The sequence below is a fragment of the Actinomadura craniellae genome (genome assembly GCF_003289645.1).
GTDB classification, from domain to species: domain Bacteria; phylum Actinomycetota; class Actinomycetes; order Streptosporangiales; family Streptosporangiaceae; genus Actinomadura_D; species Actinomadura_D craniellae.
Window position 1 is genome coordinate 449,669 of record NZ_QLYX01000004.1, and the last position, 23,621, is coordinate 473,289.

A 23,621-nucleotide genomic window follows, 5' to 3' on the forward strand; every position below is an offset into this window, starting at 1 on the left:
CCAAGGCTGCCCGCCGGGGTGTCCCGCGCGCACGGGACACCGGTCACGTTCAGACCGGGCGGGGACGGTCCCGGTCGTCCTCGTCCTCGGGGCCCTTGGGCACGCGGCACGCGTACTCCAGGAAGAGCGCCGCGCCGACGAGCAGCAGCGCCGCCACGAAACTGCCGACGCTGACGAAGAAGTCCTGCCGGGGGACGGTCTTGTCGAGGGAGGACGCCAGGTAGAGCGCGAACCCGGCGAAGACCCCGCCCAGCACCGCCGCGGCGTGGGCGCTCGCCTTGGCCAGCGCCGCCATCCGGGCCACCATCATCGGCTCCACCGGCCGGGTGCCGGGCTTGTGGCGGATCCGGGCCCGCAGGTTGACGGCGGTGAACGCCTCGCCGAGTGCCAGCAGCCCCAGGGTCGGCACCGCCGTCCAGGGCAACGGCGGCAGCGACACGTACAGCAGCCGCAGGAGCAGCCAGGTGAGTCCCGCGAGGACGGCCGCAAGGGCGAGCAGCAGCCCGGGACGGGTGGCCCTCACGCGGGTGGCTGGAGGGTCAGGTCGTCCCGGCGGCGCACCCCGGCCGTGCCGAGCGCCGCCGCCAGGTCGGCCACCCGGCCGTGGCCGGGCAGTTCCGCGTCCGGATCGACGTCGGCCCAGGGGACCAGCACGAACGCCCGCTCGTGCGCCCGGGGGTGCGGCAGCGTCAGCTCGGGGTCGGTGGAGACGGTGCCGCCGAACAGCACGATGTCGATGTCGAGCGTGCGCGGCCCCCAGCGGACCTCGCGGATCCGGTCCATGGAGTTCTCGATGTTGAGCACCCGTTCCAGCAGCGTCTCGGGGGTGAGCCTGGTGTCGGCGACGAGAATGATGTTGAGGAAGTCGTCCTGTTCGGGCCCGCCGACCGGGTCGGTCTCGTAGACGGGCGACAGCGCCACGAAGGACAGCCCGGGGGCGTCGAACAGCGCGTCGATGGCCTCCTGGAGGTTGTCCAGCCGGTCGCCGAGGTTGCTGCCCAGCGAGAGCACGGCGCGGTGCTGGACGAGCATGTGCCCGCCGGTGGCGGTGCGGTCCGTCATGGGCCCTCCCTACGTGCGGGTGCGGAGAATGGTCACGGCGACGTCCGTGAACGGATGCGGCACCGGGGCGGCGGGTTTGTGCACGGTGACCTCGACCTCCGTCACGACCGGCTGGGCCAGGCAGACCCCGGCCAGCCGCTCCGCGAGCGTCTCGATCAGGTCGACGGGTTCCCCGGTCACCACGTCCACCAGCAGGCCGGACAGCGCGCCGTAGTCGACCGTCAGGGAGAGGTCGTCGGTCGCGGCGGCCGGCCGGGTGTCCAGCCCGAGCACGACGTCGACCACGAACTCCTGGCCCAGCTCCCGCTCGGCTGCCAGCACGCCGTGCCGGCCGCGGGCGCGCAGCCCGCGGATCGCGATCCGGTCGGCGGTCACTCTTCCTCGATCTGGTTGAGCACGGGGGACCCGTGGTGCAGGCAGAGCCGCCACTCGTCCCCGACGCGAACGAACACGTTGGTGGTCACCAGGCTGCCGCCGGCGACGAAACCCACGTCGGAGCCCTCCTCGGCGGTCAGGATGTGCTCCGAGCAGGTCACCACCCCCCGGTCGCCGAAGATCTCGGCCCGGACGTCGGTCAGCACGAACTGGATGTAGGGGGTGTTCGCCATGATCAGCGCCCATGACCGCATCACCTCCTCCCGGCCGCGCAGCATGGCCCAGCCGGGATGGACGCACGCCACGTCGGGGCCGTCGGCCCACAGCGCCTCCATCCGGTCGAGGTCGGCGCCCTCGAAGGCGGCGAAGAACTCCTCGTTCGCCGCCTCCAGATCGGTCAGGTCAGCCACCGGCGGCCTCCATCGCGGCGACGACGCGGACCGCGTCGGCGTTGGGCCGGACCCGATGCACCCGGACGCACCAGACGCCGGCCGTGGCGGCCAGCGCGGTGATCGCCAGGGTGGCGTCGTCGGATTCGGCGAACGAACGGGGGGTTCCGTCGGGGGCGGCCAGCAACCGGCCGAGGAAACGCTTGCGGGACGCCCCGATCAGCACCGGCACACCCAGCCCGACCAGCTCGTCCATCCGCCGCAGCAGCCCCCAGTTGTGCTCGGGCCGCTTGGCGAAGCCCAGCCCGGGGTCGAGCACCAGCAGGCCGGGGTCGACACCCTCGGCGACGACGCTGTCGACGCGCTTGCGCAGCTCCTCGGAGACCTCGCGGACGACGTCGTCGTAGTGCGCCCGGTTCTGCATGTCGCTGCTGTGACCGCGCCAGTGCATGACCACGTACGGCACCCCGGCCCGGCCCACCACCTGCGGCATCTGCGGGTCGGCCAGCCCGCCGCTGACGTCGTTCACCAGCCGGGCCCCGGCCGTGAGGGCGGCCTCGGCCACCTCGGCACGCATCGTGTCGACGCTGACCGGCACGCCCTCGGCCGTCAACGCCTCGATCACGGGCACCACCCGGCGCAGTTCCTCGGCCAGCGAGACCCGCTGCGCGCCGGGCCGGGTGGACTCGCCGCCCACGTCGACGATGTCGGCGCCCTCGGCCACCAGCTCCAGGCCGTGCCGGACCGCGGCGTCGTGGTCGAACCACTCGCCGCCGTCGGAGAACGAGTCGGGGGTCACGTTGACCACGCCCATGACGAGGCAGCGCCCCGGCTCGGGCAGCCCTGGTACGGCACTGGTCATGAGATCAACCCTATGCCCCGCGTCCACCGGAACGTCAGGGTCTCGCCACCAGGAGACGTCGGGGCGTCACCGGCGGTCGAGGATCAGGCTCATCGCCTCCGCGCGGGTCTCGGCGTGCTCGCGGAAGTCGCCGCGGACCGCGGAGGTGACCGTCTTGGCCCCCGGCTTGCGGACGCCCCGCATCGTCATGCACAGGTGCTCGGCCTCGACCACCACGATGACCCCGCGGGGCTCCAGCACGTCCATCATCGCGTCGGCGATCTGGCTGGTCATCCGCTCCTGGACCTGCGGCCGGCGGGCGTACACGTCGACCAGGCGGGCCAGCTTCGACAGCCCGGTGATCTGCCCCTTCTTGTTGGGGACGTAGCCCACGTGCGCCACCCCGTGGAAGGGCACCAGGTGGTGCTCGCAGACGCTGTAGACCTCGATGTCCTTCACCAGGACCAGCTCGTCGTGGTCGGCGTCGAACACCGTGGTGAGCGCGTCCTCGGGCCGCTGCCGCAGGCCGGCGAACTGCTCCGCGTACGCCCGGGCGACCCGGGCGGGGGTGTCGCGGAGCCCGTCGCGATCGGGGTCCTCACCGATCGCGAGCAGGATCTCGCGCACCGCCCGCTCGATCCGCGCATGGTCGAAGCCGGGTCGTTCGTTCGTGCTCGCCAAGCGGATCAGCCTTCTCCGCCGGGTTTGTCGAGCTCCACGGAACTACCCTGGCCATTGCCCTGGGTGAGGTCCTGGACATCCTTCGGGCCGAGCAAAGCGAGCTCCTTGGGGGTCAGCACCGGCGGCCGGTCGGACGGGGTGCGCTTGCCGTAGCCAGTGTAGGAGTTCTGCTTCGGCCGCTTCTGGATGGGGGCGAAGATCTCCAGCACCTGGTCCTTGGACAGCGTCTCCTTGTCCATGAGCTGGAGCACCAGATCGTCGAGGACGTCGCGGTACTGGACCAGGATCTCCCAGGCCACGTCGTGGGCCGACTCGATGTAGCGGCGGACCTCGTCGTCGATCGCGGAGGCGATGTCCTCGGAGTAGTCGCGCTCGTGGCCCACGTCACGGCCGAGGAACACCTCGCCGGCGCCGGTGCCGAACTTGCGGGCGCCCAGCCGCTCGCTCATGCCGTACTCGGTGACCATGTTGCGGGCGATCGCGGTGGCCTTCTCGATGTCGTTGGCCGCGCCGGTGGTCGGCTCGTGGAACACCAGTTCCTCGGCCGTCCGGCCGCCCAGCAGCATCGCGAGCTGGTCGTTCATCTCCGAGCGGGTGGTGAGGAACTTGTCCTCCATCGGGAGGGTCATCGTGTAGCCCAGGGCCCGGCCGCGCGGCAGGATCGTCACCTTGTGCACGGGGTCGGCGTTGGGCAGCGCGTGCGCCACCAGCGCGTGACCGCCCTCGTGGTAGGCGATGATCTTCTTCTCGGACTCGGACATGACCCGGGTCTTGCGCTCGGGCCCGGCCATCACCCGGTCGATCGACTCCTCCAGCGTGGCCATGTCGATCAGCTTGCGGTCGAAGCGGGCGGTCAGCAGCGCCGCCTCGTTGATCACGTTGGCCAGGTCGGCGCCGGTGAAGCCGGGGGTGCGCCGGGCGATCACGTCGAGGTCGACGTCGGGGGCGAACGGCTTGCCCCGGCCGTGCACCCGGAGGATGCCCTTGCGGCCCTCCAGGTCGGGCCGGTCGACGGTGACCTGGCGGTCGAAGCGGCCCGGGCGCAGCAGCGCCGGGTCGAGGATGTCGGGCCGGTTGGTGGCCGCGATCAGGATCACGCCGCCCTTGACGTCGAAGCCGTCCATCTCGACCAGCAGCTGGTTGAGGGTCTGCTCGCGCTCGTCGTGGCCGCCGCCCAGGCCGGCGCCGCGGTGCCGGCCGACGGCGTCGATCTCGTCGATGAAGATGATGGCGGGTGCGTTGGCCTTGGCCTGCTCGAACAGGTCGCGCACCCGGGAGGCGCCGACGCCGACGAACATCTCGACGAAGTCGGAACCGGAGATCGAGTAGAACGGCACCCCGGCCTCGCCGGCCACCGCGCGGGCCAGCAGCGTCTTACCGGTGCCGGGCGGGCCGTACAGCAGGACGCCCTTGGGGATCTTGGCGCCGATGGCCTGGAACTTGGCCGGGTTCTGCAGGAAGTCCTTGATCTCCTGCAGTTCCTCGATGGCCTCGTCGGCTCCCGCCACGTCCGAGAAGGTGGTCTTCGGGGTGTCCTTGGAGATCAACTTCGCCTTGGACTTGCCGAAGTTCATCACCCGCGAGCCGCCGCCCTGCATCTGGTTCATCAGGAACAGGAAGATCAGCACGATCACGACGATCGGCAGCAGGCTGAACAGCAGGCTCAGCAGGAGGTTCTGCTTGGGCACCTCGACGTTGTAGCCGCCGGACAGCTGGCCGGCCTGCGCCTGCGCCTGGAGCTGCTTCTGCAGATCCAGGCCCTGGCCGCTGACCCAGGACGACTGCCACTCCTGGTTGTTCTTGAGGGTGACCTCGATCCGCTGATCCTTGTCGATGATCTTGGCGGACTTGACCTGCCCGGTCTGGATCGCCTGGATCACCTTGGAGGTGTCCTGGTCCTTGCTGGACCCGTTGGAGCCGGCCCCCCACGTGAAAAGGAGGACTACCAGGCCGAACAGCAGGATCCACAGCAGCGGCCCGCGGAAATAGCGCTTCACGTCCATTTATCCGGCAACCTCATGCAGAGGTCCCGTCCCTCCTGACCAGCGTCTGTGAATACCTCGCCCGGCCGTGGCGCGTGCGCCCGGTCCGTCGAGGCGGCCTCCCTCAAAGCGGTTCCCCGGCAACGGGGCCGAGAACACCGACGGTACACCGGCCGGCGCGGACGACGCAGCCGCCGCCGTGCCGTCGTTCCCGGCGGCATGCCCGCGACCTGTGTCCATGATGTGCGCTCGTCGACGTCGGTCCGATGATTCGTTGTGCTCAACGAGTCGCGCCGTCCGGTTGTTCCCCGGGTGGGCCCTTCTCAGGACCCTCCGCCGCCGTACACGTGCGGCGCCAGGGTGCCCACGAACGGGAGGTTACGGTACTTCTCCGCGTAGTCGAGCCCGTAGCCGATGACGAACTCGTTGGGGATGTCGAACCCGATGTACCGCACGTCGAGTTCGGCCTTGACCGCCTCGGGCTTGCGCAGCAACGCGCAGATCTCCAGCGACGCGGGCTTGCGCGAGCGCAGGTTGCTGACCAGCCACGACAGCGTCAGGCCCGAGTCGACGATGTCCTCGACGATCAGCACGTCGCGGCCCATGATGTCGGTGTCGAGGTCCTTGAGGATGCGCACCACCCCGGACGACGTGGTGCCCGACCCGTACGACGACACAGCCATCCAGTCCATCGAGACCGGGGAGCTCAGCGCGCGGGCCAGGTCGGCCATGACCATGACCGCGCCCTTGAGCACGCCCACGAGCAGCAGATCCCGGCCGGCGTAGTCCGCGTCGACCTGCGCGGCCAGTTCGCGGATCTTCTCCTGCAGGGCGTCCTCGGGGATCAGCACGTCTGCGAGATCGGCGCCCAGATCCTTCTCGTCCACAATCCCACCGTCTCAGCTCGTGCGGCGCTCGGCCGCCCCTTCCACCAGGCCCGTTCGGCCGTCAGGCCGGACCGAAGATCAGCCTGCCACACCGTCTCCCGGCCCGGACCCGTCCGGGCAGATCGACGTGCCGCTGGCCGTGCCAGGCCGTCACCAGCCGGTCGACCTCGTCGACGTGGCCGGCCGCGAGCGTACCCGCAGGACAGCCCGCCTCGACCGCCGCCCGGCGCAGCACCCGGGTCCGCACGGCCCGCGGCAGGGCGGCGAGAACCTCCAGGTCGAGGTCGGTGCCGCCGGCCTGCGCGTGTGCCCGGGCCGCCCACTCGTCGAGGGCGGCGGTGTCCTCGCGGAGCATCCGGGCGGTCCGGGCGAGAGCGGCCGCGACCCCCGGCCCCACCGCGGTTTCCAGCGCCGGCAGCGCGTCGCGGCGGACCCGTACCCGGGCATAGGCGGGGTCCTCGTTGTGGGGGTCGTCCCAGGGCTCCAGACCCTGCGCCGCGCACGCCCGGCGGGTGGTCGCACGGTCGAGGTCCAGCAGGGGACGAAAGTAACGAACATCACTCCGGACGAACTCGACCGGCATCCCGGCCAGGGAACGGGCGCCCGAGCCGCGCGCCAGGCCCAGCAGGACGGTCTCGGCCTGGTCGTCCCGGGTGTGGCCGAGCAGCACCGCGGCGCCCAGCCGGGCCGCGGCGTCGTCCAGGGCGGCGTAGCGGGCGTCCCGGGCGGCGGCCTCCGGCCCGCCCGCGCGGCCCACCGTGACCGCCACCGAACCGGCCGGGTCCAGGCCCAGCCCGTACATCAGCCGGACGACCGCGTCGGCGCGGGCCGCCGACCCCTCCTGCAACCCGTGGTCGATCGTGACGCCCCCCGCCGGGCGGCCGGCCCGGGGCGCCTCGAAGGCCAGCGCGGCGGCCAGCGCCAGCGAGTCGGCCCCGCCGCTGCACGCGACGAGCACCGGCATGCCGGACGGCACCTCGGCCAGCGCGTGCCGCACCGCCACCCGCACGGTCGCGACCGCCGGATCGGGCCCCATCGGTTCCTCCCTGTTCCCGCCCGTGATCCTCCCGCATGCGGGGGCGTGGCGGAACCCGGACAGGACGGCGGGGTCAGGCCTGGTCGGCCTCCGCGGCCGGGCCGAGGGAGCGGGTGCCGACGACCCGGGCGATCCAGGCGGTCGGCTCCTGGATCTCGTCGATGGTGGGCAGCGACTCGGCCGACGCCCACACCTTGTTGAAACCGTCCATCCCCACCTCGGCGACCACCCGGCGGACGAACTTCGACCCCTCGGCGTACTGCTTCATCTTGAGGTCGATGCCGAGCAGCCGGCGGATGGTCTTGTCCAGCCGGGACCCGCCGTCGCGGCGGCCCTGGAACCGGGCGCGGATCTCCTTGACCGACGGGACGACCTCGGGCCCGACCGCGTCCATCACGAAGTCGCCGTGCCCCTCGACCAGGGTCATCACCGCGGTGAGCCGGTCGAGGATCACCCGCTGCTCGGGCGACTGGATGGCGTCGATCAGGCTGGACTCGCCGCCGCGCACCGCGTCCGCGATCGCCTCGGCGGCCTCGCGCATCCGGTCGAGCATGGCGCCGGGGTCGAGGTCGGAGGCCAGCAGGAACTCCGTCATCTGCTCCTGCACGTACGCCCGCAGCCACGGCACGCCGGTGAACTGCGCCCGGTGGGTCTCCTCGTGCAGGCACACCCACAGCCGGAAGTCCCGGGTGTGCACGCCGAGGTCGTTCTCGATCTGCACGATGTTCGGCGCGACCAGGGTGAGCCGCCCGGTCGGCGTCCGGCCGGACGGGTCCGGCGGCAGGAACAGCTCGTACTGCCCGAGCACCCGGCTGGCCATGTACGCCAGGATGGCGCCGACCTGCACGCCGGTGACCCGGGCGCCCAGCGCCTGGACGACCACGCCGCCGGGCCCGCCGAACGGGCTCGCCGGCCGGCGCTCCGCGAGCCGGTCCATGAGCGGTTCCAGGACCACCCGGAAGCCGTCGACGTTGGCCTTGATCCAGCCGGGCCGGTCGACGATCGTGGCGGGGCCTGGGTTGAGTTCGGCGTCCATGCCGGTGAACTCGCGCACGTGCCCCTGCGCCAGCCGCGACAGCTCGCGGAGTTCCGTGACCACCGCGCGGGCCTCGTCCTGGCCGATCTGCGGGCCCGGCCGGACGAGCCGGGTGCCCGTCTGCACGGCGAAATTCCAGTCGATCATCGAGGTGCCCACTAGCTCACCGCTTCCCTTGCACGACATGACGCCGTGGCGCCCCTTTGATGTCTCTAACGAATTGATGTCCTGGTTTATCTCCCGCAGGTGGCCCCCCACACCCGGCAGATCACCCGCACCCGCATCCGGCCACGGCCGCGGCGAGCAGGTCGAGCCGGCCCGGATCGACGGCGCCCTTGCCGTCGCCGGCCATGAACGCGAACGCCAGCAACCGGCCGTCCACGTCGTAGGCCATGCCCGCCAGCGTGCTCACCCCGTCCAGGGTGCCGGTCTTGGCCCGGACGTACCCCGCGCCGATCCGGGTGGCGGGGCCGGCATAACGGTCGGCCAGCGTGCCGGAGAACCCGGCCACCGGCATCCCGGTGATCGCGGCGCGCAGTCCGGGATGGTCCGGGGCCGCGGCCAGCGCCGCCAGCCGGGCCAGGGCCAGCGGAGTGATCCTGTTGCGGGTCGACAGCCCGCTGCCGTCGAACACCGTCACCCCGCCGGCCGCCCGCAGCCCCGCCAGCACCTCCTGGACGGCCTGCGCGCCCCCGGCGAAGGAGGCGGGACGGCCGCGGGCCAGCGCCGCCTGGCGGACCATCGCCTCGGCCATGTCGTTGTCGCTCTCGGTCATCAGGTGCTCGACCATCGCGGAGACCGGCGGCGACCGCACCGAGCCCAGCGCGGCGGCGGAGGGGTGCGCCCGGACCCGGGCGCCCCTCGTCGCGGCGACCCCCTGGCGGCGGAGCAGCCCGGCGAAGACCGCGGCGGCGGTGGCCGGCGGGTCGGCCACCCGGGTCCGCTTCCCGGCGGCGACCCGGCCCTGGTCGACCATCAGCGCGGTGACCGGGGCGACCTCTCCGTCGGGGATGTAGTTGGGCTTCCAGCCCGGAGCGGAGCGGGGCCCGGTGTACAGCGTGTCGTCGAAGTCCACCTTCACCCTGGCCGTCCCGGACGCCCGGAGCGCGGCGGCGGTCTGGCGGGCCAGTTCGGTCAGCGAGGCCGACCCCGGCAGGCTCGCCGGGGGCCGGACGGCGAGCGTGGGATCGCCCCCGCCGACCAGCACGACGCGCCCGGGCGCACCCTGCACCGTTTTCGTGGTGAGGCGGTACTCGGGGCCGCGCGTCGCCAGCACCGCGACCGACGTCACCAGCTTGGTGGTGGACGCCGGGGTGGCGGGCCGATCGGGGTTCCGCCCGTACAGGACGCGCCGGGCGGCGGCGTCGATCACCGCACCGCTGATCTTGGTGTCGGAGCCGGCCAGCACCGCGTTCAGCCGGGCGGACAGTCCCGCGGCGCCGGGGATCCGGGCGGCGGGGTCGGCGGACGGCAACGGCTGCGCGGCGGCCTGGACGACGGGACGGGCCGCCACGGACGGGGGCGAGAGCACCAACTGGGGGGCCGGTGTGACGTTAACCACTGCGATCCCGGTCGCAACAGTGAAAAAATGAAGGAGAAAGAGTGTGATCACTGCCATGATGCGGTCTCGCCTCGGCACGCGACCACCCCTCCCGCCCACCCGTCACTAGCCGATGTGCGACATCCTTGTATACGGCAAGTGCGACCCGGGGCGGCTGAGCCGGCACGGGTCCCCCCGAAGATTAGACACATCGACCGCACGGGGAGCGGAGGACAAGTTGGAATTCGACGTCACCATCGAGATCCCTAAGGGTCAGCGCAACAAGTACGAGATGGACCACAAGACGGGGCGCATCCGGCTCGACCGGATGCTGTTCACCTCGACGCAGTACCCGGCCGACTACGGCTTCATCGAGGAGACCCTCGGTGAGGACGGCGACCCGCTCGACGCGCTGGTCCTGCTCCAGGAGCCGACCTTCCCGGGTTGCCTGATCCGCTGCCGCGCGGTCGGGATGTTCCGGATGACCGACGAGGCCGGGGGTGACGACAAGGTGCTGTGCGTGCCGGCCACCGACCCGCGCAGCGAGCACCTGCGTGACATCCACCACGTGCCGGAGTTCGACCGGCTGGAGATCCAGCACTTCTTCGAGGTCTACAAGGACCTGGAGCCCGGCAAGTCGGTCGAGGGCGCGACCTGGGTCGGCCGGGTCGATGCCGAGATCGAGATCGAGCGCTCGCGCAAGCGCCTCATCGAGTTCGGGCACTGACGAAGCACGCTCCCCGTCATCGCCGCAAGGTCACATTCCTCTCGGAGGGGTGTGGCCTTGCGGCGGTGCTGGGCGGAAAAACCCTCACGTCACCGGCCTGACGGCGCCGATCAGACCGTTCCGCCAGATGCTGGAGATCCTGACGTGCGCCCCGGTGTAGGGGGCCTCGACCATCTTGCCCCCGCCGATGTAGATGCCGACGTGGTGGATCGTGTCCGGGTCGCCGGTGTCGTAGGCGAAGAACACCAGGTCACCGGGGCGCAGCATGCCGGTCGGGACGCGCGGCCCGGCCGTCCACTGGGTGCCCGTCCAGTGGTCGAGGCGGACCCCGACCTTGTCCCAGGCGTACAGCGCGAGCCCGGAGCAGTCGAAGCCCCTGATGTGCCGGCCGTGCGCGATGCCGTAGCTCGGGCCCGCCGCCGTGCCGCCGCCCCAGGAGTACGGGGTGCCGAGCCAGCGCAGCGCGGCCCGCACGACGGTCATGCCGCGGGCCGAGCCGTGCAGCTTGGCCAGTGACCGGCCGCTGCCCGCCGGATCGCGGCGCGCGGCCGCCCGCGCCGCCGCCAGCCGGGCCCGCCGGGCGGCCGCCAGCCCCTCGGCGCGCCGCCGGGCCAGCGCGGCGGCATGTGCCCGCGCCCCGTACAACTGCCGTTCGAGCTCCCGTTTCTCCTGCTCGATCCGCAGGGTCGCGGCGCGCTGCCGGGCCACCGCGGTCTCGGCCGCGCGGCGTGCCCGGTCGGCGCGGGCCGCCGCGGACCGCTGCTCGACCAGCGCGTTCCACGCGCGGCGGCGGAACAGGTCGGCGACCGTGCGGGCGGCCTCGACGCGGTCGATCATCCCGGCCTGCCGGCGGGCCATGATCTCGACCATGCCGGCCCGGTCCAGGAAGTGCTGCGGGCCGCCGGGCACGGCCACGCCCCAGGAACTGGTCCCGGTGCCCGTCCGGTAGGCGGACGCGGCGAACGCGGCCATGTCGGCTCGTTCACGCTCGTACCGCTGCTCGGCCTCGGCGAGCCGGCGCCGCGCGTCCTCGTACGCGCGGCCGGCCCGGGCGAGGTGGACCATCTCGCCGTGGTAGCGCTCGACCGCCGCCGCGGCCTGCACCGACAGCTGGTCGAGCTCGCCGTCCGCCCGGGCCAGCCGCCCCTTGGCCCGGCCGACCTCCTCGGCCCGCGCCCGGACCTTGCGCTTTCCCTCGGCGACGTCGCGCGCGCTCGGGACAGGATCGGCGGCGGCGCGCGGTGCGGGCACGCCGAGAACGGTCAGCGCGAGCGCGGCCCCCATCGACGCCGCGACAGGACGAAGCGATGCTTGTGGGTGCAGTGGCACGATCTCCCCCCTCGATCTGCCGGCACCAGGCAATCGTGACCGAGGGTAATTCACTCACGCCACTCTGTGAATTTTCGTCACGTGAGTCACAGGAGTGTCGCGAATCAGCCCGCCGAGGGCGAAGCCCCCTGATCGCTGGGTGGGGGCGGCGTCTCCGGCCCGGGGGCCGGGTCGCTCGGGGGCGGATCGGAGCGCTGCCCGGCCGGTGACGACGGGGTGTCGCGGGTGGGCGTCCCGCCCCCGGACGGGCGGGTCGGGGTGGGCGCCGGGCCGGACGGCGTGGGCTGCTGGGGGGCGCCGGAGGATCCGGGCCGCCAGGTGACCGTGACGGTGTCACCGCCGGGCCGGAACGAGATGCACCCCTCCCCCTTCGCCTGGGCGGCCCGGTCGACCCACACCCTGATCGTGACCGACTCGCCCGGAGCGAGCCGCCCGGAGTACCGGTCGAGCCGGATCGGCCCCTTGGTGCCGGCCCGCCACTCGACCGGCCGGTTGCGCGCGGCGAACGTGACCGAGCCCGCCGGGCCGGTGCCCAGGTCGAGGAAGAGCGGCGAGACGAGCGACAGCCCGACCTCGGGCAGGTCCGGCGCGGACAGGTGCTCGCGCTCCGGCCGGGGCGGCGGCGAGGGCAGCGCGGTCGGCGGTGCGGCCGAGGCCCGGGCGCCCAGCGGGAACGTCGCCGAGATCGGCGAGCCCTCCACGACGCCCTTGCCCCGCAGCGCCCGGAAGCCCTCGGGCTGCGGGAGCGTGCTGGGCCGCGGCGGCGGGTTCCCCGCGGCGATGGGGGCGCCTTCGCGCTCGTCGAAATCGAGCAGGCGCGCCACGCCGCCGGCCGTCAGGCCCAGGAGCAGGACGGCCGCGGCCGCCCCGACCAGCGCCCGGACGGTGCCCGAACGCCCCGCGGGAGCCGCACCGGATCGCTGCCGGGGGAACCCGTCCGGCCCGAAGTCGCGGGGCCGGGTAGCGACGCGCAGCCGGTGGTCGGCGTGCGCCGGGTCGGTGATGCCGGCCAGTACCGCCCACTGGACCGTCTCGTCCGGCCACAGCCGGGGCAGCAGCGCGTACACCTTCGCCGCCGACACCGTCTGCGGCCGGAGCGTCCCGCAGATCGGGCACTGGCCGGCGTGCCGCAGCAGGCGGGCGCGGACCTCGGGGCTGAGCGGCCCCCGGTGCCCGTCCAGCGCCTCCTTCCGGCCCGCGCAGCCGGATGGGCCCTGCCGGGTGAGGAGCTCCGCGGTGAGCGCGGCGGCCAGTTCGACGCGGGCGGCGGCCAGGAGGGCGCGGGCGTCCCTGGCCGGCCGGCCGAGCACCGTGCCGAGCTCGGCCTCCGGCAGCCCGTGCCGCAGCCGCAGCTCCAGGATCTCGCGGCTGGGCCGCGGCAGCCCGGCGACCGCGTGCCAGGCCATGATGCGCCGGGCGCTGTCGGCCCGCCCCGGGTCGGCGAGCGTGACGTCCGGCTGGTCGGCGGGCTCGTGCCGCGCGCACTCCAGCCGGGCCAGCGCGTACAGCCAGGAACGCAGCCGGGCAGGGTCGCGCAGGCGGCCGATGTGCGCCTCGGCCGCGATGAGGGTGTCGCGCAGCGCCACGTGGGCGGCCTCGCGCCCGCGCAGCAGGAACCAGCAGTACGCGTACAGACCGTCGGCGTAACCGGCGTACAGCGCCGCGGGTGCGCCGGGGTCCCGGGACCGGAGGGCTTCGACCAGGGCGTCGTCGCTCATGCCTAAAAGTTAGAGCCTTTCTGGACGCACTTCCTCGAAATTCGAGGTTTTGTTGAGCAGTCATAAGAAAAGAGTTTCATACATCCGGAACAGTCACGGTTCGCACCTTTTTCACCATTTGATTAACTTGCTCCACCTCTGTTCAGAGCAGCGAATCTTACTTTCCGTAGCCATCTGATCATTTCTCCTCGCACATCGGCCGGACCGGCGAATTCGCCGGAGAGAGCGGTTCAGGGAAAGATCCATATTGACACTGCAACGATTACAGTGACATCATGGCAGCGTGGAGAGCGAGACCTGGACGATCACCGAGCTGGCCGAGCGGGCCGGCGCGGTACTGGCCGACGAGCCGGCCGAGGTGAACGGCCGGGTGCGCGACCTGCCGAATGAGCGGCTGATCCGCTGGTACACCACGATCGGGCTGGTCGATCCACCCCTGGGGCGGCGCGGCCGGGTGGCCCTCTACGGGCGGCGGCACCTGCTGCAACTGGTGGCGATCAAACGGCGGCAGGCCGCCGGCCGCAGCATCGCCGAGATCCAGCTCGAACTGGCCGGCGCGCCCGACACCGCGCTCGGCGAGATCGCCGGGCTGCCCGGGCCCGGTTCCGAAGAGCGCGACGACCGGTTCTGGGCCGCCCGCCCGGCGGCCGACATCGCCTTCCGCCCGGCCGTCGTGGCGGAGGTGACGGCACCGGTCACGGTGCCCGCCCTCCGGCTCGCCCCCGGGGTGACGCTGGTACTGGACGGCCTCGCGCTCACCCCCACCGACCTCGCCGCGATCGGGGCCGCGGCCCGGCCGCTGATCGACGCGCTGCTCGACCGCGGCCTGATCCCCCACTCCGCCGACGACGTGCCCGGGAGGCATCCGTGACCGTCCCCATCGCCCCGATCACCGACGACGTGCCGCCGATGCCCGACGCGGGGTTCGGCGCGCTGCACACCGAGCGCGGCAACCTGCCGCTCGACAGCGTCGACGTCCGCGCCACCGTCACCGGCCTGGCCGCCGGAGTCGAGGTCACGCAGGGCTTCCGCAACCCCTTCGACGTGCCGCTGGAGGCCACCTACGTCTTCCCGCTGCCCGACCGGGCGGCCGTCACCGCACTGCGCCTGGAGGCCGCCGACCGGGTCGTCGACGGCACGCTCAAGGAGCGTGGCGAGGCGCGCGCCGAGTACACCGCCGCGATCGCGGCCGGGCAGCGGGCCGCCATCGCCGAGGAGGACCGGCCCGACGTCTTCACCATGCGGGTGGGCAACATCCTGCCCGGCGAGCGGGTCACCGTGCGCCTCGGGCTCGACCAGCCGCTGCCCTACGAGGACGGCTCGGCGACCTTCCGCTTCCCGCTGGTGGTGGCCCCTCGCTACGTCCCCGGCACCCCGCTGCCGGGCGGGGCGGCGGGCGACGGCGTCGTCGCCGACACCGACGCCGTTCCCGACGCCTCCCGCATCAGCCCGCCGGTGCTGCTCCCCGGCTTCCCCAACCCCGTCCGGCTGTCGCTGTCGGTCGAGATCGACCCGGCGGGCCTGCCGCTGGCCGGAACGCGCTCCAGCCTGCATCTGGTGACCGCCGACTCCGGCGGTGGCCGGACGACGCTGCGGTTGCAGCCCGGCGAGCGGCTCGACCGTGACTTCATCCTCCGGATCGACTTCGGCGCACCCGAGGAGACCGTGGCCCTGGCCCTGCTACCGGACGAATCCCCGGCCGGCGACGGTGCCGACGGGAACACGACCGAAGGCACCTTCACGCTCACCGTGCTGCCCGGGGCCGAGGCGGCCGCGCCGCGCCCGCGCGACGTGGTGCTGCTGCTCGACCGCTCCGGCAGCATGGGCGGCTGGAAGATGATCGCCGCCCGCCGCGCCGCCGCGCGGATCGTCGACACCCTGACCTCCGCCGACCGGCTCGCGGTGTTCTCCTTCGACCATGTGGTCGAGCGCCCTCGCGAGCTGGGCGGCGGCCTGGTCGAGGCGACCGACCGCAACCGGTTCCGGGCGGTGGAACACCTGGCCGCGCTGACGGCCCGTGGCGGCACCGTGCTGCTGGAGCCGCTCCAGCAGGCGGTGGGGCTGCTCGGCGACTCGCCCGGCCGCGACCGGGTGCTAGTGCTCATCACCGACGGGCAGGTCGGCAACGAAGACCAGATCCTGGCAGCCATCGAGCCCGCGCTGGGCGGCGTCCGTATCCATGCGGTCGGCATCGACCGGGCGGTCAACGCGGGCTTCCTCGGCCGGCTCGCCTCGATCGGCCGGGGCCGGTTCGAGCTGGTCGAGTCCGAAGACCGGCTCGACCAGGCGATGGAGCACATCCACGACCGAATCGGCGCGCCGCTGGTCACCGACCTGTCCCTCGACTGGTCCGGAATGCAGGTGCTCGACGAGACCGTGGAGCCGAACCGGCTGAACGCCCTCTTCCCCGGAGTCCCCCTGGTGATCTCCGGCCGCTACCGGGGCGGTACCGGCGGCGCCCGGGTCTCCGTCCGCGGCCGCACCGCCGACGGCACCCCCTGGGAGTGCCGTTCCGGGAACCCCGCACCCGGCTCGGCCTCCGCCGGGCGGCTCTGGGCCCGGGCGCACCTGCGCGAACTCGAAGACCGGTACGCGATCGGTGGCGGGCCCGACCTGGAGCGGCAGATCGTCGACATCTCGCTGCGGTTCGGCGTGCTGTGCCGGTTCACCGCCTTCGTGGCGGTCGACAGCCGGGTGGTCACCGACGGAACCGGCCCGCACCAGGTGATCCAGCCGGTCGAGTACCCCTCCGGCTGGGCCGGGCCCGAGAGCGCCGGCGCCATGCCGATGGCCGTTCCCGCCTCCTACGGCGGGGCGATGCCCATGAGCCAGTCCGGCGGCCCGCCCCCGGTCCCCGCCGGAATACCGCCCATTCCTCCCATGCCCGCTCCGGGTGGAATGCCGCCTACCCCCGCCATGCCCGCTCCGGCCGGCCCCCCGCCCGCCATGGCGCCGCCCCCTATGGCGCCCCCGGCTCCCGGCGGCCCACCGCCTCGTTCCCGCCCCGGCGGCGGGGGCTCCCGGAGCCGCCGTGCCGCGGAGCAGGCACCCGCGCTCGGCGGCACCGCGCCGCCTCCGCAGTCCGGAGGCGTCCCCGCCGGGCCCTCACCCCAGGAGCGCGCACTCGCCGAGATCCACCGACGGCTGCGCGACGAACTCGACCGGCTGGCCGAGTCCACGTCAGCGAGCGTCGGCGAACGCTGGCGTGAACTGTCCGACCTGCGCACCCGCCTCACCGCAATGGTCACCGAACTGGCCGGCGCGGGCGTGCCCGCCGAGCGATACGCCCCCCTCACCGCCCTCGCAGCGGAACTGGCGGTCGCCGACGACAACGCCCGCTGGGCCACCGACCTCCCCGCCCTGTGGAGCCGTACCACCCGGGTCCTCACCGACTTCACGAACCCCTCGCCAGAGCAGCCCCCCGCTTTGCAGCCCTTCTGGAAGCGCCGCCCCTGACCAGGAGAGGTAGCACAACCAGAAGAAGTAGCCCTGGCTGGACGCAACCCGTGTTGGCCGGTGGTGCCCGGGCCCGGTCCTCCAGCGGTCACGGCGCCCTCGGCCGGCGGCAAGCACGACCATGCCGCAGCAACCCGTCCCGTTCGGTCTGTGGGCGACCGGCTTATGCGGAGCCTGATATGGCAATTCAGCTCAGTCGGTCACTGTCATTAACAGCGCTGTTGCGCTCCGGCGGGTCGAGTTCAGTTGAAGATCCTGATCCGATCATCCGCACCGTCGCGGAAGTCGGCATGTGAGCGGTACTTGACCTGTGGTTCCCGCACTCCGAGAACAAGTCGCTTGGCTGTCTCCATGGGGGCGGGCAGCAACCCGCCGCCAAGGTGGGACGGGTTCCCCAGCCTGGTGCGTTCTCCCTGGCGACCGGCGACGAAGATGCCGGTGCGCGCCCCGCTCTCCTCATCCCACACCACCGCCTGGAGGGGTTGGCCGGGACGGCGGTACAGGATGGTGGCGTCACGGGGGCCGCTCGGGTCCATCCACCCGGCCGGAACCTCGAAGCCGTGGCCGAGCAGGGCTTCCACCAGCGCTGCGACATAGGGCCGAGGGAGGTTCACCCAAGGGTCTGGATGCGGTTGTAGGCGGCTGCTGTGGCGCACGACTACTTCCCCTTTCTGCAGGCAGCGAAAGCATTATGCATCGAAAGGGTCAACCTCGTCCATTTTTAAAATGCGTCGAGTGACACATTTATCTTGTTGTTCATGCGCCTACCAGGCATTCCTCCTCTCGCCCTGTGATCGGTGAGGCTGCAGTGGCGAATGGGAATTCACCTCTCACAGGTGTTCCCGGCGATGTGTGAGATCACCGGCCACGGTCGGCCGTGGCCGGTGATCTCACAGCCCCCGTCCAGGTGGGTTAGGCGAGCCGCCCGTCGGCCTCCTGGTCGGGCTCCTCCAGCACCGGCCTTGGGCTGCGCACGTAGAGGTGGACGGCGCGACGGGCGAGGTTCCGGGACAGCGTGCCGGCCGACCGGTGGAACTTGTCACCATGACTAGCGAGCACGAACTGCGCGAGGAACACCAGGAAGAGCAGGAAGACGAGGACGGCGAATGAGATGACGGTGAGGGCGAGCAGAGAGCCCATCGGGACTCCTTGGCGTCCGGCCGGCGAACGGCCGCTGGTCTCTTACACGACTGGCACGGTGGCGCGATCAGGCATCTTGGCTACTTGACCTGCCCCTTTGGCTAGCACCATCCCCACTGTCTGGAACTTCGCCTCATCCAGTCCGGCGGCCTTACCGGCCTTTGGATCATCCGATTCATACCAACGTTTCGATGTCCCATACATACCCACCCTTAGACTGATAAACACGACAAGTGCCGGTTCTTTCCCTAGACCCGGTTGCACAGAACTGATGTCAGGGCCGGATGTGTGGTACGTACGACATGGCCGCGCACGAGAGGAGACGGCGATGGCTCCATCGCGCTTCCGGCAGATCGCCGAGGAGCTCACCCGCCGGATCGACAGTGGCGAGTTCCCGGAGGGGGCACAACTCCCCACCGAGGTCGAGCTGATGAACGAGTACAGCGCGTCTCGCAACACCATCCGAGACGCGGTCAAGCTACTCATCGGCCGGGGCAAGGTAGCGACATCTCCCGGACGGGGAACGTTCGTACTCAAGGAGGTCGAGCCTTTCGCGCTCACCTTGTCCGCGGTCAGCCCTGGCAGCCCGGGCGGCGGCGAGGGCGACATGTACCGGTTTGAGGCACAACTGCAGGGGCGGGAGGCCAAATCCGACAGTCCCAGAGTGGAAATCCAGCGTGCCTCTCCGGAGGTCGCGGAAGCGCTCGACATGGCCCCTGGCGGCAGAGTGGTCAGCCGCCATCAGGAACGCCGCATCGACGGCCGCCCCTGGTCTCTGCAGACGAGCTTCTACCCGATGACCTTCGTGGGCCAGGGCGCCGATCGGCTGATCGATGCCGAGGACATCGAGGAAGGGGTCATCAGCTATCTCCGCACGACCCTTGACATCGAGCAGGTGGGCTATCGAGACAAGATCACCGCCCGAGTGCCCACCCAAGCCGAGGCCAACTTCTTCAACCTGCCGGATAGCGGCAGCGTCGTCATCGTGACGGACCGCATCGCCTACGACCGCGACAAAAAGCCCATTCGACTTACTAATACCGTTTACCCGGCAGACCGCAACCATCTTTACATCGAGGTAGGAGACGTCCCCACGGCCCCGCATATCCGGAACAGCGAGCATTTTACGGACAAGTAGGGGCGGCGGACTTCCCGGCCCCGCCATGGTCTACCATCCCAAGGTCTACGGTCCCATTCGACGTGGGCACCGCCCTTACCTAGACAATGCGGTCAAGGGGCATTCCGCACTCCACGGAGCAGTGACCATCGTGCCTTTTTCTCTACGTTGCGCCAAGGATGAGGACCTCTGCGTCATCATCGGCCTTATCGACAGCGCGGCCCAGTGGTTGGCAGCCAAGGACACCGACCAGTGGGCCCGGCCGTGGCCGGACGAAAGAGGCCGAGAACAGCGCATCCTGGACGGCCTTGGCACCGGTTTTACCTGGCTTGCGTTCGACGGCGAGACGCCCGTCGCCACGGTATCGATCACCGATCAGGGCAACCCGATCCTCTGGAACCGCCCCGGTGAGCTGGAAGAACGCGCTGTCTACCTGCACCGACTGGTGATCAATCAGGATTACGCCGGAAGGGGGCTGGGAGCGTCCCTGCTCGACTGGGCCGCCGACTATGGCAGCCGAGCATACGGGGCAGACATCGTCCGCATCGATGTGTGGCAGGACAACGAGGCTTTGCATGCCTACTACCGGAGACTCGGCTTCCGTCCGGCCCGACGCAAAATGACCGACATTGTTCGCAAAAAGCGTGTCGATATTCGCGCCACCAAGGAGGAATGGCCCTCCGGAGCGGTCTTCGAACGGAAGATCGCGCCTCGCCGAGCAGCGAGAAATAAATATCACGCACAGTTCGAACTGGCCGACGAAAATATACCAAGCCCCGGTACCACAGGTGGTTTTTCCGGTACGCGCTCTCCCGCGACCGCGCCGGCGGTCTAATCCCGCATCACCCAGGCGCCCCCTGCCCCGCTGTGAGCCCGCCTCTTCGCCGCCCGACGGCTCCTTGACCTCGCCCCGGGGTCGCCTTGGGGCGTCCATTGCCCACCGAGGGTGATGATCGGCGGGACGACGCCCGTCTCGGACGCAGGGGAGCATCGATGCGCTACGGATCGCTCGCGGAGGGCGGCAGCCGGGCCGCCGCCGAGTTGACCACCGCTCACCTGTTGCTGGTGGCGTTGAGCGCGGCGCTCATCTTCGTCGGCGTGCTGCTGGTCCGCTACAGCTCCCGGCGTGACTACAACCCCCGGCACTCCGACCGGCGCGGACTGTCGTAGGGCTCCGCCACAATGCCCGGGAACGGCCCGACCACGAACGCCGTCCCCGAGGCGACCGCCAGGCTCTGCCGCAATGCCCGGGGGACGACCCCTCCCGAACGGAGCTCCGATGCGGAAGATCCTCGCCTTCATGATGGTGACCGTGGACGGCTACCACGCGGACACGGCCGGGACGACCGGCTGGCACACCGTCGACGCGGAGTTCGGCGAGTTCGCGGCGGAACAGCTGGACGAGGCCGACACCCTGCTGTTCGGACGGGTCACCTACGAGATGATGGCCGCGTACTGGCCGACTCCGGAGGCGACGGAACGCGATCCCGAGGTCGCGGGCCGGATGAACTCCACCCCTAAAATCGTGGTCTCCCGGACGCTCGGCACGGCCGGCTGGTCCGGCACCCGCCTGGTCCGGGACACCGGGGAACTCGCCCGGCTCAAGGGGGAGCCCGGCGGCGACATCATGATCCTCGGCAGCTCCGCCCTGACGGTGAGCCTCCTCGAAGCGGGCCTGGTGGACGAGCTGCGGATCATGGTCAGCCCGCTCGCCCTCGGCGCCGGTCAGTCCGCGTTCCGGAACGAGGCCGGGCCCACCTCGCTGGAGCTGCTGGAGGCCAGGGCCTTCAAATCAGGGAACGTCCTGCTGTCCTACCGTCCCGCCGGTTAGCCCGGCACCCGCCCGACCCCGGAATACCGGCGGGCCGCCCGGTGCCGTCAGGTCGCCACCGCTGCACCGGCACGGCCCCGGGTTCCACCGGATCCAGCCCGCGGATCTCCTCCTCGGTACGGAACCGCCCGGAAGCGGGCGACCGGGAGTAGACCGCCGGGAGCTGCCCGACCGCGGCCGGGTCGGCGCCGGTGGAACCGGCGTGCGAGACCGCCGCCAGGGACCTCGGGGGAGCCGGTCCCGCAGTGCCGCCATGCGCCGGTCGGCGACCCGTTTCCCCTGCGGCCCGCGGAATCGGCGAACGGCCGTTTCCTGGTGGCTCGGCGTACCGAATCCCACGGCGGGCGCGTGTGTCCGCCGGGAGCGGAGGACCTGTCGGCCGTGGGCATCGTCCCGGCGGGCCCGCCGTGCCAGCATCGGGGCATGGAACACCCCGGTGACCCCCCGGCCCGGGCGGCCTCGCTGCCCCTCGCCGCGACGCTGGGTCCCGCATGGGGACGCGCCGACGTCCGCACCCGGTTCCTCGCGTTCGCCGACCGTTGGAAGGGCGGCCGGTGGACCTGGGCGACCGGCGTCCTCAGCACCGAACTCGTCCGCACCGTGGAATGCGAACGCCCCGGCGGCGAGCACGCCCGCGACTCCCTGGAGATCGGCCTGGAACTGGTGGCCCATGGGAACCCGCCGGAGCCCCCCGGCTGGACGGTGATCCTGGCGTTGAACGTGCAGTGCTGGTGCCCGCTGGAGCACCCCGACCACGGCTACCACCGGGTGCGCACCGCCGAATGGACCACCGCCGCCCCGGCCGCCACGCTGGCCGCGCTGGACGAGGCCCTCACCCACACGGCGCAGTGGCTGCGCACCTTCCCCGACCCCGACGGCTGGCGCCACCGCCACGGCCTGCCCCCGCGCACCGGCCGTCCCTGACACGGCGCGAGCACCGGCCGGCCGCGCCCCGGTATCGGGCGAAGCCTGGGAACGCGCAGCCCCCGCGACCTACCCTGGCCGGGTGGACATCAGGGAAACCATGGCAGCCGGCGCACCGCCCACCGGCCATGCATGACGACCTGGCGGCCCGGCCGATCCAGGAGCGGAACCCGTCCCGGAACGGTCAATCGACGTACGGCTCGGAGCCGGTCAACCCGTGGTCGATGCGCCGGCGCAGTGCCGGGTGAATGTCGTATCGGGAGAGATCGTCTGGCGATACCCACCGAACCGCCGATGCCTCGTCGGTAGTGGTCGTCTCCCCACCGACCGGGCGGGCGTGCAAACAGATGTTCACCGGTTGGCGGACCTCGGTCACCTTCCCGCCCTTGCGGTACTCGATCACATGGTCCGGAGTGGTGAACACCCCGACCAAGCCGGTGATCTCAATGTCGACTCCGGTCTCCTCCTTGCACTCCCGTACAGCGCACTGCCTGATCGTCTCGCCCTTCTTGAGCCCGCCCGTGGGAATCGTCCACAGTCCGTTGTCGGTCCGCCGCAGCAACAGCACCTGGCCGTTCTCATCACGGACCAGTACCGACGCCGAAGGTTTCCGGGTGGTCGGCGGCGGAGCGTCCGGATCCCGCCAGTGGTCGATGCGCCGGCCCTTCTTGCCCATCACCCGGCTCCGTCCAGGGGGCGGGCCGAAGCCCAGACCCGTTCGAAGCTTTCGAGGTAGGTGTTGAAGTATGCGCCGTCCACCCGTCGCAGGCGCATGACCGGGGTGTAGGCGGCGAGGATCCCGTACACGTGGGCGTTGACGAGCATCTCGTCGTCGAACCGGTAGATGGAGTTGTACAGCGGGGTGTCGTGCAGGCGGATCTGTATCGCCCCGGCAAGCGGCCGGTAGTACGACAGCACCGCGGCGACCCGGCCGGCGACGCCCCCGCCGATCTCCTTCTCCGTGTCCCGGGCGGCGAGTTGGGCACCGTCCGGATCACCGACGAGCAGCCGTACCCGGGCTCCGGCCTCCGCCCGCTCGCGCAGTAGCGGAAGCCATTCAGGGTGCTCCTCGGTGAGGAAAAGTCCGGCGAACGCGAGATAGTCGACGCTCCGCTGGGCTTGCCGAAGCAGGTCGGTCCACAGGTGCTTGGGGACGTCCGTTCGCCTCGGCCAGGCTGACACCAGTTCGGCCCCGGTCAGCGAAGCCTTGTCGACCGCACCGGGCCACAGGTACGACTCGTCCTCCTGAAGGAGCGTGGCGACCCGATAGCGGGTTCTGGGATAGGGGACGACGTCCCCGCGGATCCACCGCTCGACGCTCTTTCCACTGACCTCAGCGGCCTCGGCCAGCCCCTCCAGGTCGAGGCCGCGGCGGAGCATCGCCCGCCTGAGACGTTCGTTCATGCCTGGAGATGCTTCCACCAACTGACAGCTCCCGACAGATGACAGACAGATAGATGTTCCTAGATGTCTTCTCGTGTCATCGCGGTGGGTTATTCACCCACTGCAATCTGTCATCGCCAGCGATGTTCAAGGGTCGGCGAGAAGGG

The 23,621-nt window shown here is 71.5% G+C and carries 26 protein-coding genes; 8 read left to right on the forward strand and 18 right to left on the reverse strand.

Annotated elements, in window-relative coordinates; translation table 11 throughout:
* Positions 1-49: 49 nt before the first annotated feature.
* From DPM19_RS11730 to dacB, 11 genes are all read right to left on the reverse strand, one after another.
* The gene (locus DPM19_RS11730; protein WP_111866110.1) at positions 50-523 is read right to left on the reverse strand and encodes a DUF3180 domain-containing protein; all 474 of its coding nucleotides are present in this window, start codon (positions 521-523) and stop codon (positions 50-52) included.
* Positions 520-1,062 carry a 2-amino-4-hydroxy-6-hydroxymethyldihydropteridine diphosphokinase gene (gene folK, locus DPM19_RS36230; protein WP_233510043.1) on the reverse strand — a complete coding sequence of 181 codons (543 nt, stop codon included), beginning with the start codon at positions 1,060-1,062 and terminating at the stop codon, positions 520-522. Before folK ends, DPM19_RS11730 begins: the two co-directional genes overlap by 4 nt.
* A gap of 9 nt (positions 1,063-1,071) precedes the next feature.
* Positions 1,072-1,437 carry a dihydroneopterin aldolase gene (folB, locus tag DPM19_RS36235; RefSeq protein WP_233510044.1) on the reverse strand — a complete coding sequence of 122 codons (366 nt, stop codon included), beginning with the start codon at positions 1,435-1,437 and terminating at the stop codon, positions 1,072-1,074.
* Positions 1,434-1,838, reverse strand: a complete 405-nt coding sequence (locus DPM19_RS11740) for a nuclear transport factor 2 family protein (RefSeq protein WP_111866406.1) — start codon at positions 1,836-1,838, stop codon at positions 1,434-1,436. Before DPM19_RS11740 ends, folB begins: the two co-directional genes overlap by 4 nt.
* A 1-nt stretch (position 1,839) precedes the next feature.
* The gene (gene folP / locus DPM19_RS11745; protein WP_456049244.1) at positions 1,840-2,688 is read right to left on the reverse strand and encodes a dihydropteroate synthase; all 849 of its coding nucleotides are present in this window, start codon (positions 2,686-2,688) and stop codon (positions 1,840-1,842) included.
* A 66-nt stretch (positions 2,689-2,754) separates the two neighbouring features.
* Positions 2,755-3,357, reverse strand: a complete 603-nt coding sequence (gene folE / locus DPM19_RS11750; RefSeq protein WP_111866115.1) for a GTP cyclohydrolase I FolE — start codon at positions 3,355-3,357, stop codon at positions 2,755-2,757.
* A complete protein-coding gene (gene ftsH, locus DPM19_RS11755; protein ID WP_111866117.1) occupies positions 3,354-5,351 on the reverse strand; it encodes an ATP-dependent zinc metalloprotease FtsH in 1,998 nt (665 codons plus the stop codon). The genes folE and ftsH overlap by 4 nt, the downstream gene beginning before the upstream one ends.
* Positions 5,352-5,653: 302 nt before the next feature.
* The gene (hpt, locus tag DPM19_RS11760; protein ID WP_111866119.1) at positions 5,654-6,217 is read right to left on the reverse strand and encodes a hypoxanthine phosphoribosyltransferase; all 564 of its coding nucleotides are present in this window, start codon (positions 6,215-6,217) and stop codon (positions 5,654-5,656) included.
* 61 nt (positions 6,218-6,278) lie between these two features.
* A complete protein-coding gene (tilS, locus tag DPM19_RS11765) occupies positions 6,279-7,253 on the reverse strand; it encodes a tRNA lysidine(34) synthetase TilS (RefSeq protein ID WP_111866122.1) in 975 nt (324 codons plus the stop codon).
* A gap of 73 nt (positions 7,254-7,326) precedes the next feature.
* A complete protein-coding gene (locus DPM19_RS11770) occupies positions 7,327-8,436 on the reverse strand; it encodes a zinc-dependent metalloprotease (protein WP_111866408.1) in 1,110 nt (369 codons plus the stop codon).
* Between the two features lie 121 nt (positions 8,437-8,557).
* Positions 8,558-9,850, reverse strand: a complete 1,293-nt coding sequence (gene dacB, locus DPM19_RS11775; protein ID WP_233510045.1) for a D-alanyl-D-alanine carboxypeptidase/D-alanyl-D-alanine endopeptidase — start codon at positions 9,848-9,850, stop codon at positions 8,558-8,560.
* A gap of 217 nt (positions 9,851-10,067) precedes the next feature.
* Here dacB and DPM19_RS11780 point away from each other — a divergent pair, with 217 nt between their 5' ends.
* Positions 10,068-10,556, forward strand: coding sequence for an inorganic diphosphatase (locus DPM19_RS11780; RefSeq protein ID WP_111866126.1), 489 nt, complete (start codon positions 10,068-10,070; stop codon positions 10,554-10,556).
* An 84-nt stretch (positions 10,557-10,640) separates the two neighbouring features.
* Here the strand turns inward: DPM19_RS11780 and DPM19_RS11785 are convergent, their stop codons facing one another.
* Together DPM19_RS11785 and DPM19_RS11790 are read right to left on the reverse strand one after the other, a co-directional pair.
* Positions 10,641-11,840, reverse strand: a complete 1,200-nt coding sequence (locus DPM19_RS11785; RefSeq protein WP_111866128.1) for an NlpC/P60 family protein — start codon at positions 11,838-11,840, stop codon at positions 10,641-10,643.
* A 149-nt stretch (positions 11,841-11,989) separates the two neighbouring features.
* Complete coding sequence (locus DPM19_RS11790) at positions 11,990-13,603, reverse strand: RNA polymerase sigma factor (protein ID WP_111866131.1); 1,614 nt, start codon at positions 13,601-13,603, stop codon at positions 11,990-11,992.
* A 283-nt stretch (positions 13,604-13,886) separates the two neighbouring features.
* On the opposite strand from DPM19_RS11790, the gene DPM19_RS11795 reads away from it, so the two are divergent.
* Together DPM19_RS11795 and DPM19_RS11800 are read left to right on the forward strand one after the other, a co-directional pair.
* The gene (locus tag DPM19_RS11795) at positions 13,887-14,474 is read left to right on the forward strand and encodes a MerR family transcriptional regulator (protein WP_111866134.1); all 588 of its coding nucleotides are present in this window, start codon (positions 13,887-13,889) and stop codon (positions 14,472-14,474) included.
* Complete coding sequence (locus DPM19_RS11800) at positions 14,471-17,059, forward strand: VIT domain-containing protein (RefSeq protein ID WP_199484998.1); 2,589 nt, start codon at positions 14,471-14,473, stop codon at positions 17,057-17,059. The genes DPM19_RS11795 and DPM19_RS11800 overlap by 4 nt, the downstream gene beginning before the upstream one ends.
* Positions 17,060-17,301: 242 nt before the next feature.
* On the opposite strand, the gene DPM19_RS11805 is transcribed toward DPM19_RS11800, so the two are convergent.
* On the reverse strand, positions 17,302-17,673 hold the full coding sequence (locus tag DPM19_RS11805; protein WP_146778820.1) for a DUF6292 family protein: 372 nt from the start codon (positions 17,671-17,673) through the stop codon (positions 17,302-17,304).
* A gap of 298 nt (positions 17,674-17,971) precedes the next feature.
* Positions 17,972-18,199, reverse strand: a complete 228-nt coding sequence (locus DPM19_RS11810; protein ID WP_111866139.1) for a hypothetical protein — start codon at positions 18,197-18,199, stop codon at positions 17,972-17,974.
* A gap of 328 nt (positions 18,200-18,527) precedes the next feature.
* On the opposite strand from DPM19_RS11810, the gene DPM19_RS11815 reads away from it, so the two are divergent.
* From DPM19_RS11815 to DPM19_RS11825, 4 genes are all read left to right on the forward strand, one after another.
* Complete coding sequence (locus DPM19_RS11815) at positions 18,528-19,337, forward strand: GntR family transcriptional regulator (protein WP_158566760.1); 810 nt, start codon at positions 18,528-18,530, stop codon at positions 19,335-19,337.
* Between the two features lie 121 nt (positions 19,338-19,458).
* The gene (locus DPM19_RS11820; RefSeq protein ID WP_158566761.1) at positions 19,459-20,151 is read left to right on the forward strand and encodes a GNAT family N-acetyltransferase; all 693 of its coding nucleotides are present in this window, start codon (positions 19,459-19,461) and stop codon (positions 20,149-20,151) included.
* 158 nt (positions 20,152-20,309) lie between these two features.
* Positions 20,310-20,486, forward strand: coding sequence for a hypothetical protein (locus DPM19_RS35205; RefSeq protein ID WP_158566762.1), 177 nt, complete (start codon positions 20,310-20,312; stop codon positions 20,484-20,486).
* Positions 20,487-20,595: 109 nt separating this feature from the next.
* Positions 20,596-21,147 (forward strand): dihydrofolate reductase family protein, encoded by a 552-nt coding sequence (locus DPM19_RS11825; protein WP_158566763.1) that lies wholly within the window; start codon positions 20,596-20,598, stop codon positions 21,145-21,147.
* On the opposite strand, the gene DPM19_RS37065 is transcribed toward DPM19_RS11825, so the two are convergent.
* Positions 21,104-21,640 carry an SAM-dependent methyltransferase gene (locus DPM19_RS37065; protein WP_111866150.1) on the reverse strand — a complete coding sequence of 179 codons (537 nt, stop codon included), beginning with the start codon at positions 21,638-21,640 and terminating at the stop codon, positions 21,104-21,106. The two genes, DPM19_RS11825 and DPM19_RS37065, sit on opposite strands and share 44 nt — an antisense overlap.
* Between DPM19_RS37065 and DPM19_RS34815 the strand changes: the two genes are divergently transcribed.
* Positions 21,571-22,071 (forward strand): hypothetical protein, encoded by a 501-nt coding sequence (locus DPM19_RS34815; protein ID WP_146778821.1) that lies wholly within the window; start codon positions 21,571-21,573, stop codon positions 22,069-22,071. The genes DPM19_RS37065 and DPM19_RS34815 overlap by 70 nt on opposite strands.
* A 184-nt stretch (positions 22,072-22,255) precedes the next feature.
* Here the strand turns inward: DPM19_RS34815 and DPM19_RS11840 are convergent, their stop codons facing one another.
* A complete protein-coding gene (locus DPM19_RS11840) occupies positions 22,256-22,747 on the reverse strand; it encodes an NUDIX hydrolase (protein WP_111866156.1) in 492 nt (163 codons plus the stop codon).
* Positions 22,747-23,475 (reverse strand): helix-turn-helix domain-containing protein, encoded by a 729-nt coding sequence (locus tag DPM19_RS11845; protein ID WP_199485000.1) that lies wholly within the window; start codon positions 23,473-23,475, stop codon positions 22,747-22,749. Before DPM19_RS11845 ends, DPM19_RS11840 begins: the two co-directional genes overlap by 1 nt.
* Between the last annotated feature and the right edge of the window lie 146 nt (positions 23,476-23,621).

What these genes read in the sequence shown, in the direction of transcription:
- DPM19_RS11840 (WP_111866156.1), bottom strand. Translation starts at nt 22,747, where the DNA reads ATGGGCAAGAAGGGCCGGCGCATCGACCACTGGCGGGATCCGGACGCT.
- DPM19_RS34815 (WP_146778821.1), top strand. Translation starts at nt 21,571, where the DNA reads ATGGAACACCCCGGTGACCCCCCGGCCCGGGCGGCCTCGCTGCCCCTC.
- DPM19_RS11815 (WP_158566760.1), top strand. Translation starts at nt 18,528, where the DNA reads ATGGCTCCATCGCGCTTCCGGCAGATCGCCGAGGAGCTCACCCGCCGG.
- DPM19_RS11845 (WP_199485000.1), bottom strand. Translation starts at nt 23,475, where the DNA reads ATGAACGAACGTCTCAGGCGGGCGATGCTCCGCCGCGGCCTCGACCTG.
- DPM19_RS37065 (WP_111866150.1), bottom strand. Translation starts at nt 21,640, where the DNA reads ATGCGGGACCCAGCGTCGCGGCGAGGGGCAGCGAGGCCGCCCGGGCCG.
- tilS (WP_111866122.1), bottom strand. Translation starts at nt 7,253, where the DNA reads ATGGGGCCCGATCCGGCGGTCGCGACCGTGCGGGTGGCGGTGCGGCAC.
- DPM19_RS11770 (WP_111866408.1), bottom strand. Translation starts at nt 8,436, where the DNA reads ATGATCGACTGGAATTTCGCCGTGCAGACGGGCACCCGGCTCGTCCGG.
- DPM19_RS35205 (WP_158566762.1), top strand. Translation starts at nt 20,310, where the DNA reads ATGCGCTACGGATCGCTCGCGGAGGGCGGCAGCCGGGCCGCCGCCGAG.
- DPM19_RS11785 (WP_111866128.1), bottom strand. Translation starts at nt 11,840, where the DNA reads ATGGGGGCCGCGCTCGCGCTGACCGTTCTCGGCGTGCCCGCACCGCGC.
- ftsH (WP_111866117.1), bottom strand. Translation starts at nt 5,351, where the DNA reads ATGGACGTGAAGCGCTATTTCCGCGGGCCGCTGCTGTGGATCCTGCTG.
- DPM19_RS11825 (WP_158566763.1), top strand. Translation starts at nt 20,596, where the DNA reads ATGCGGAAGATCCTCGCCTTCATGATGGTGACCGTGGACGGCTACCAC.
- folP (WP_456049244.1), bottom strand. Translation starts at nt 2,688, where the DNA reads ATGACCAGTGCCGTACCAGGGCTGCCCGAGCCGGGGCGCTGCCTCGTC.
- folK (WP_233510043.1), bottom strand. Translation starts at nt 1,062, where the DNA reads ATGACGGACCGCACCGCCACCGGCGGGCACATGCTCGTCCAGCACCGC.
- DPM19_RS11790 (WP_111866131.1), bottom strand. Translation starts at nt 13,603, where the DNA reads ATGAGCGACGACGCCCTGGTCGAAGCCCTCCGGTCCCGGGACCCCGGC.
- DPM19_RS11810 (WP_111866139.1), bottom strand. Translation starts at nt 18,199, where the DNA reads ATGGGCTCTCTGCTCGCCCTCACCGTCATCTCATTCGCCGTCCTCGTC.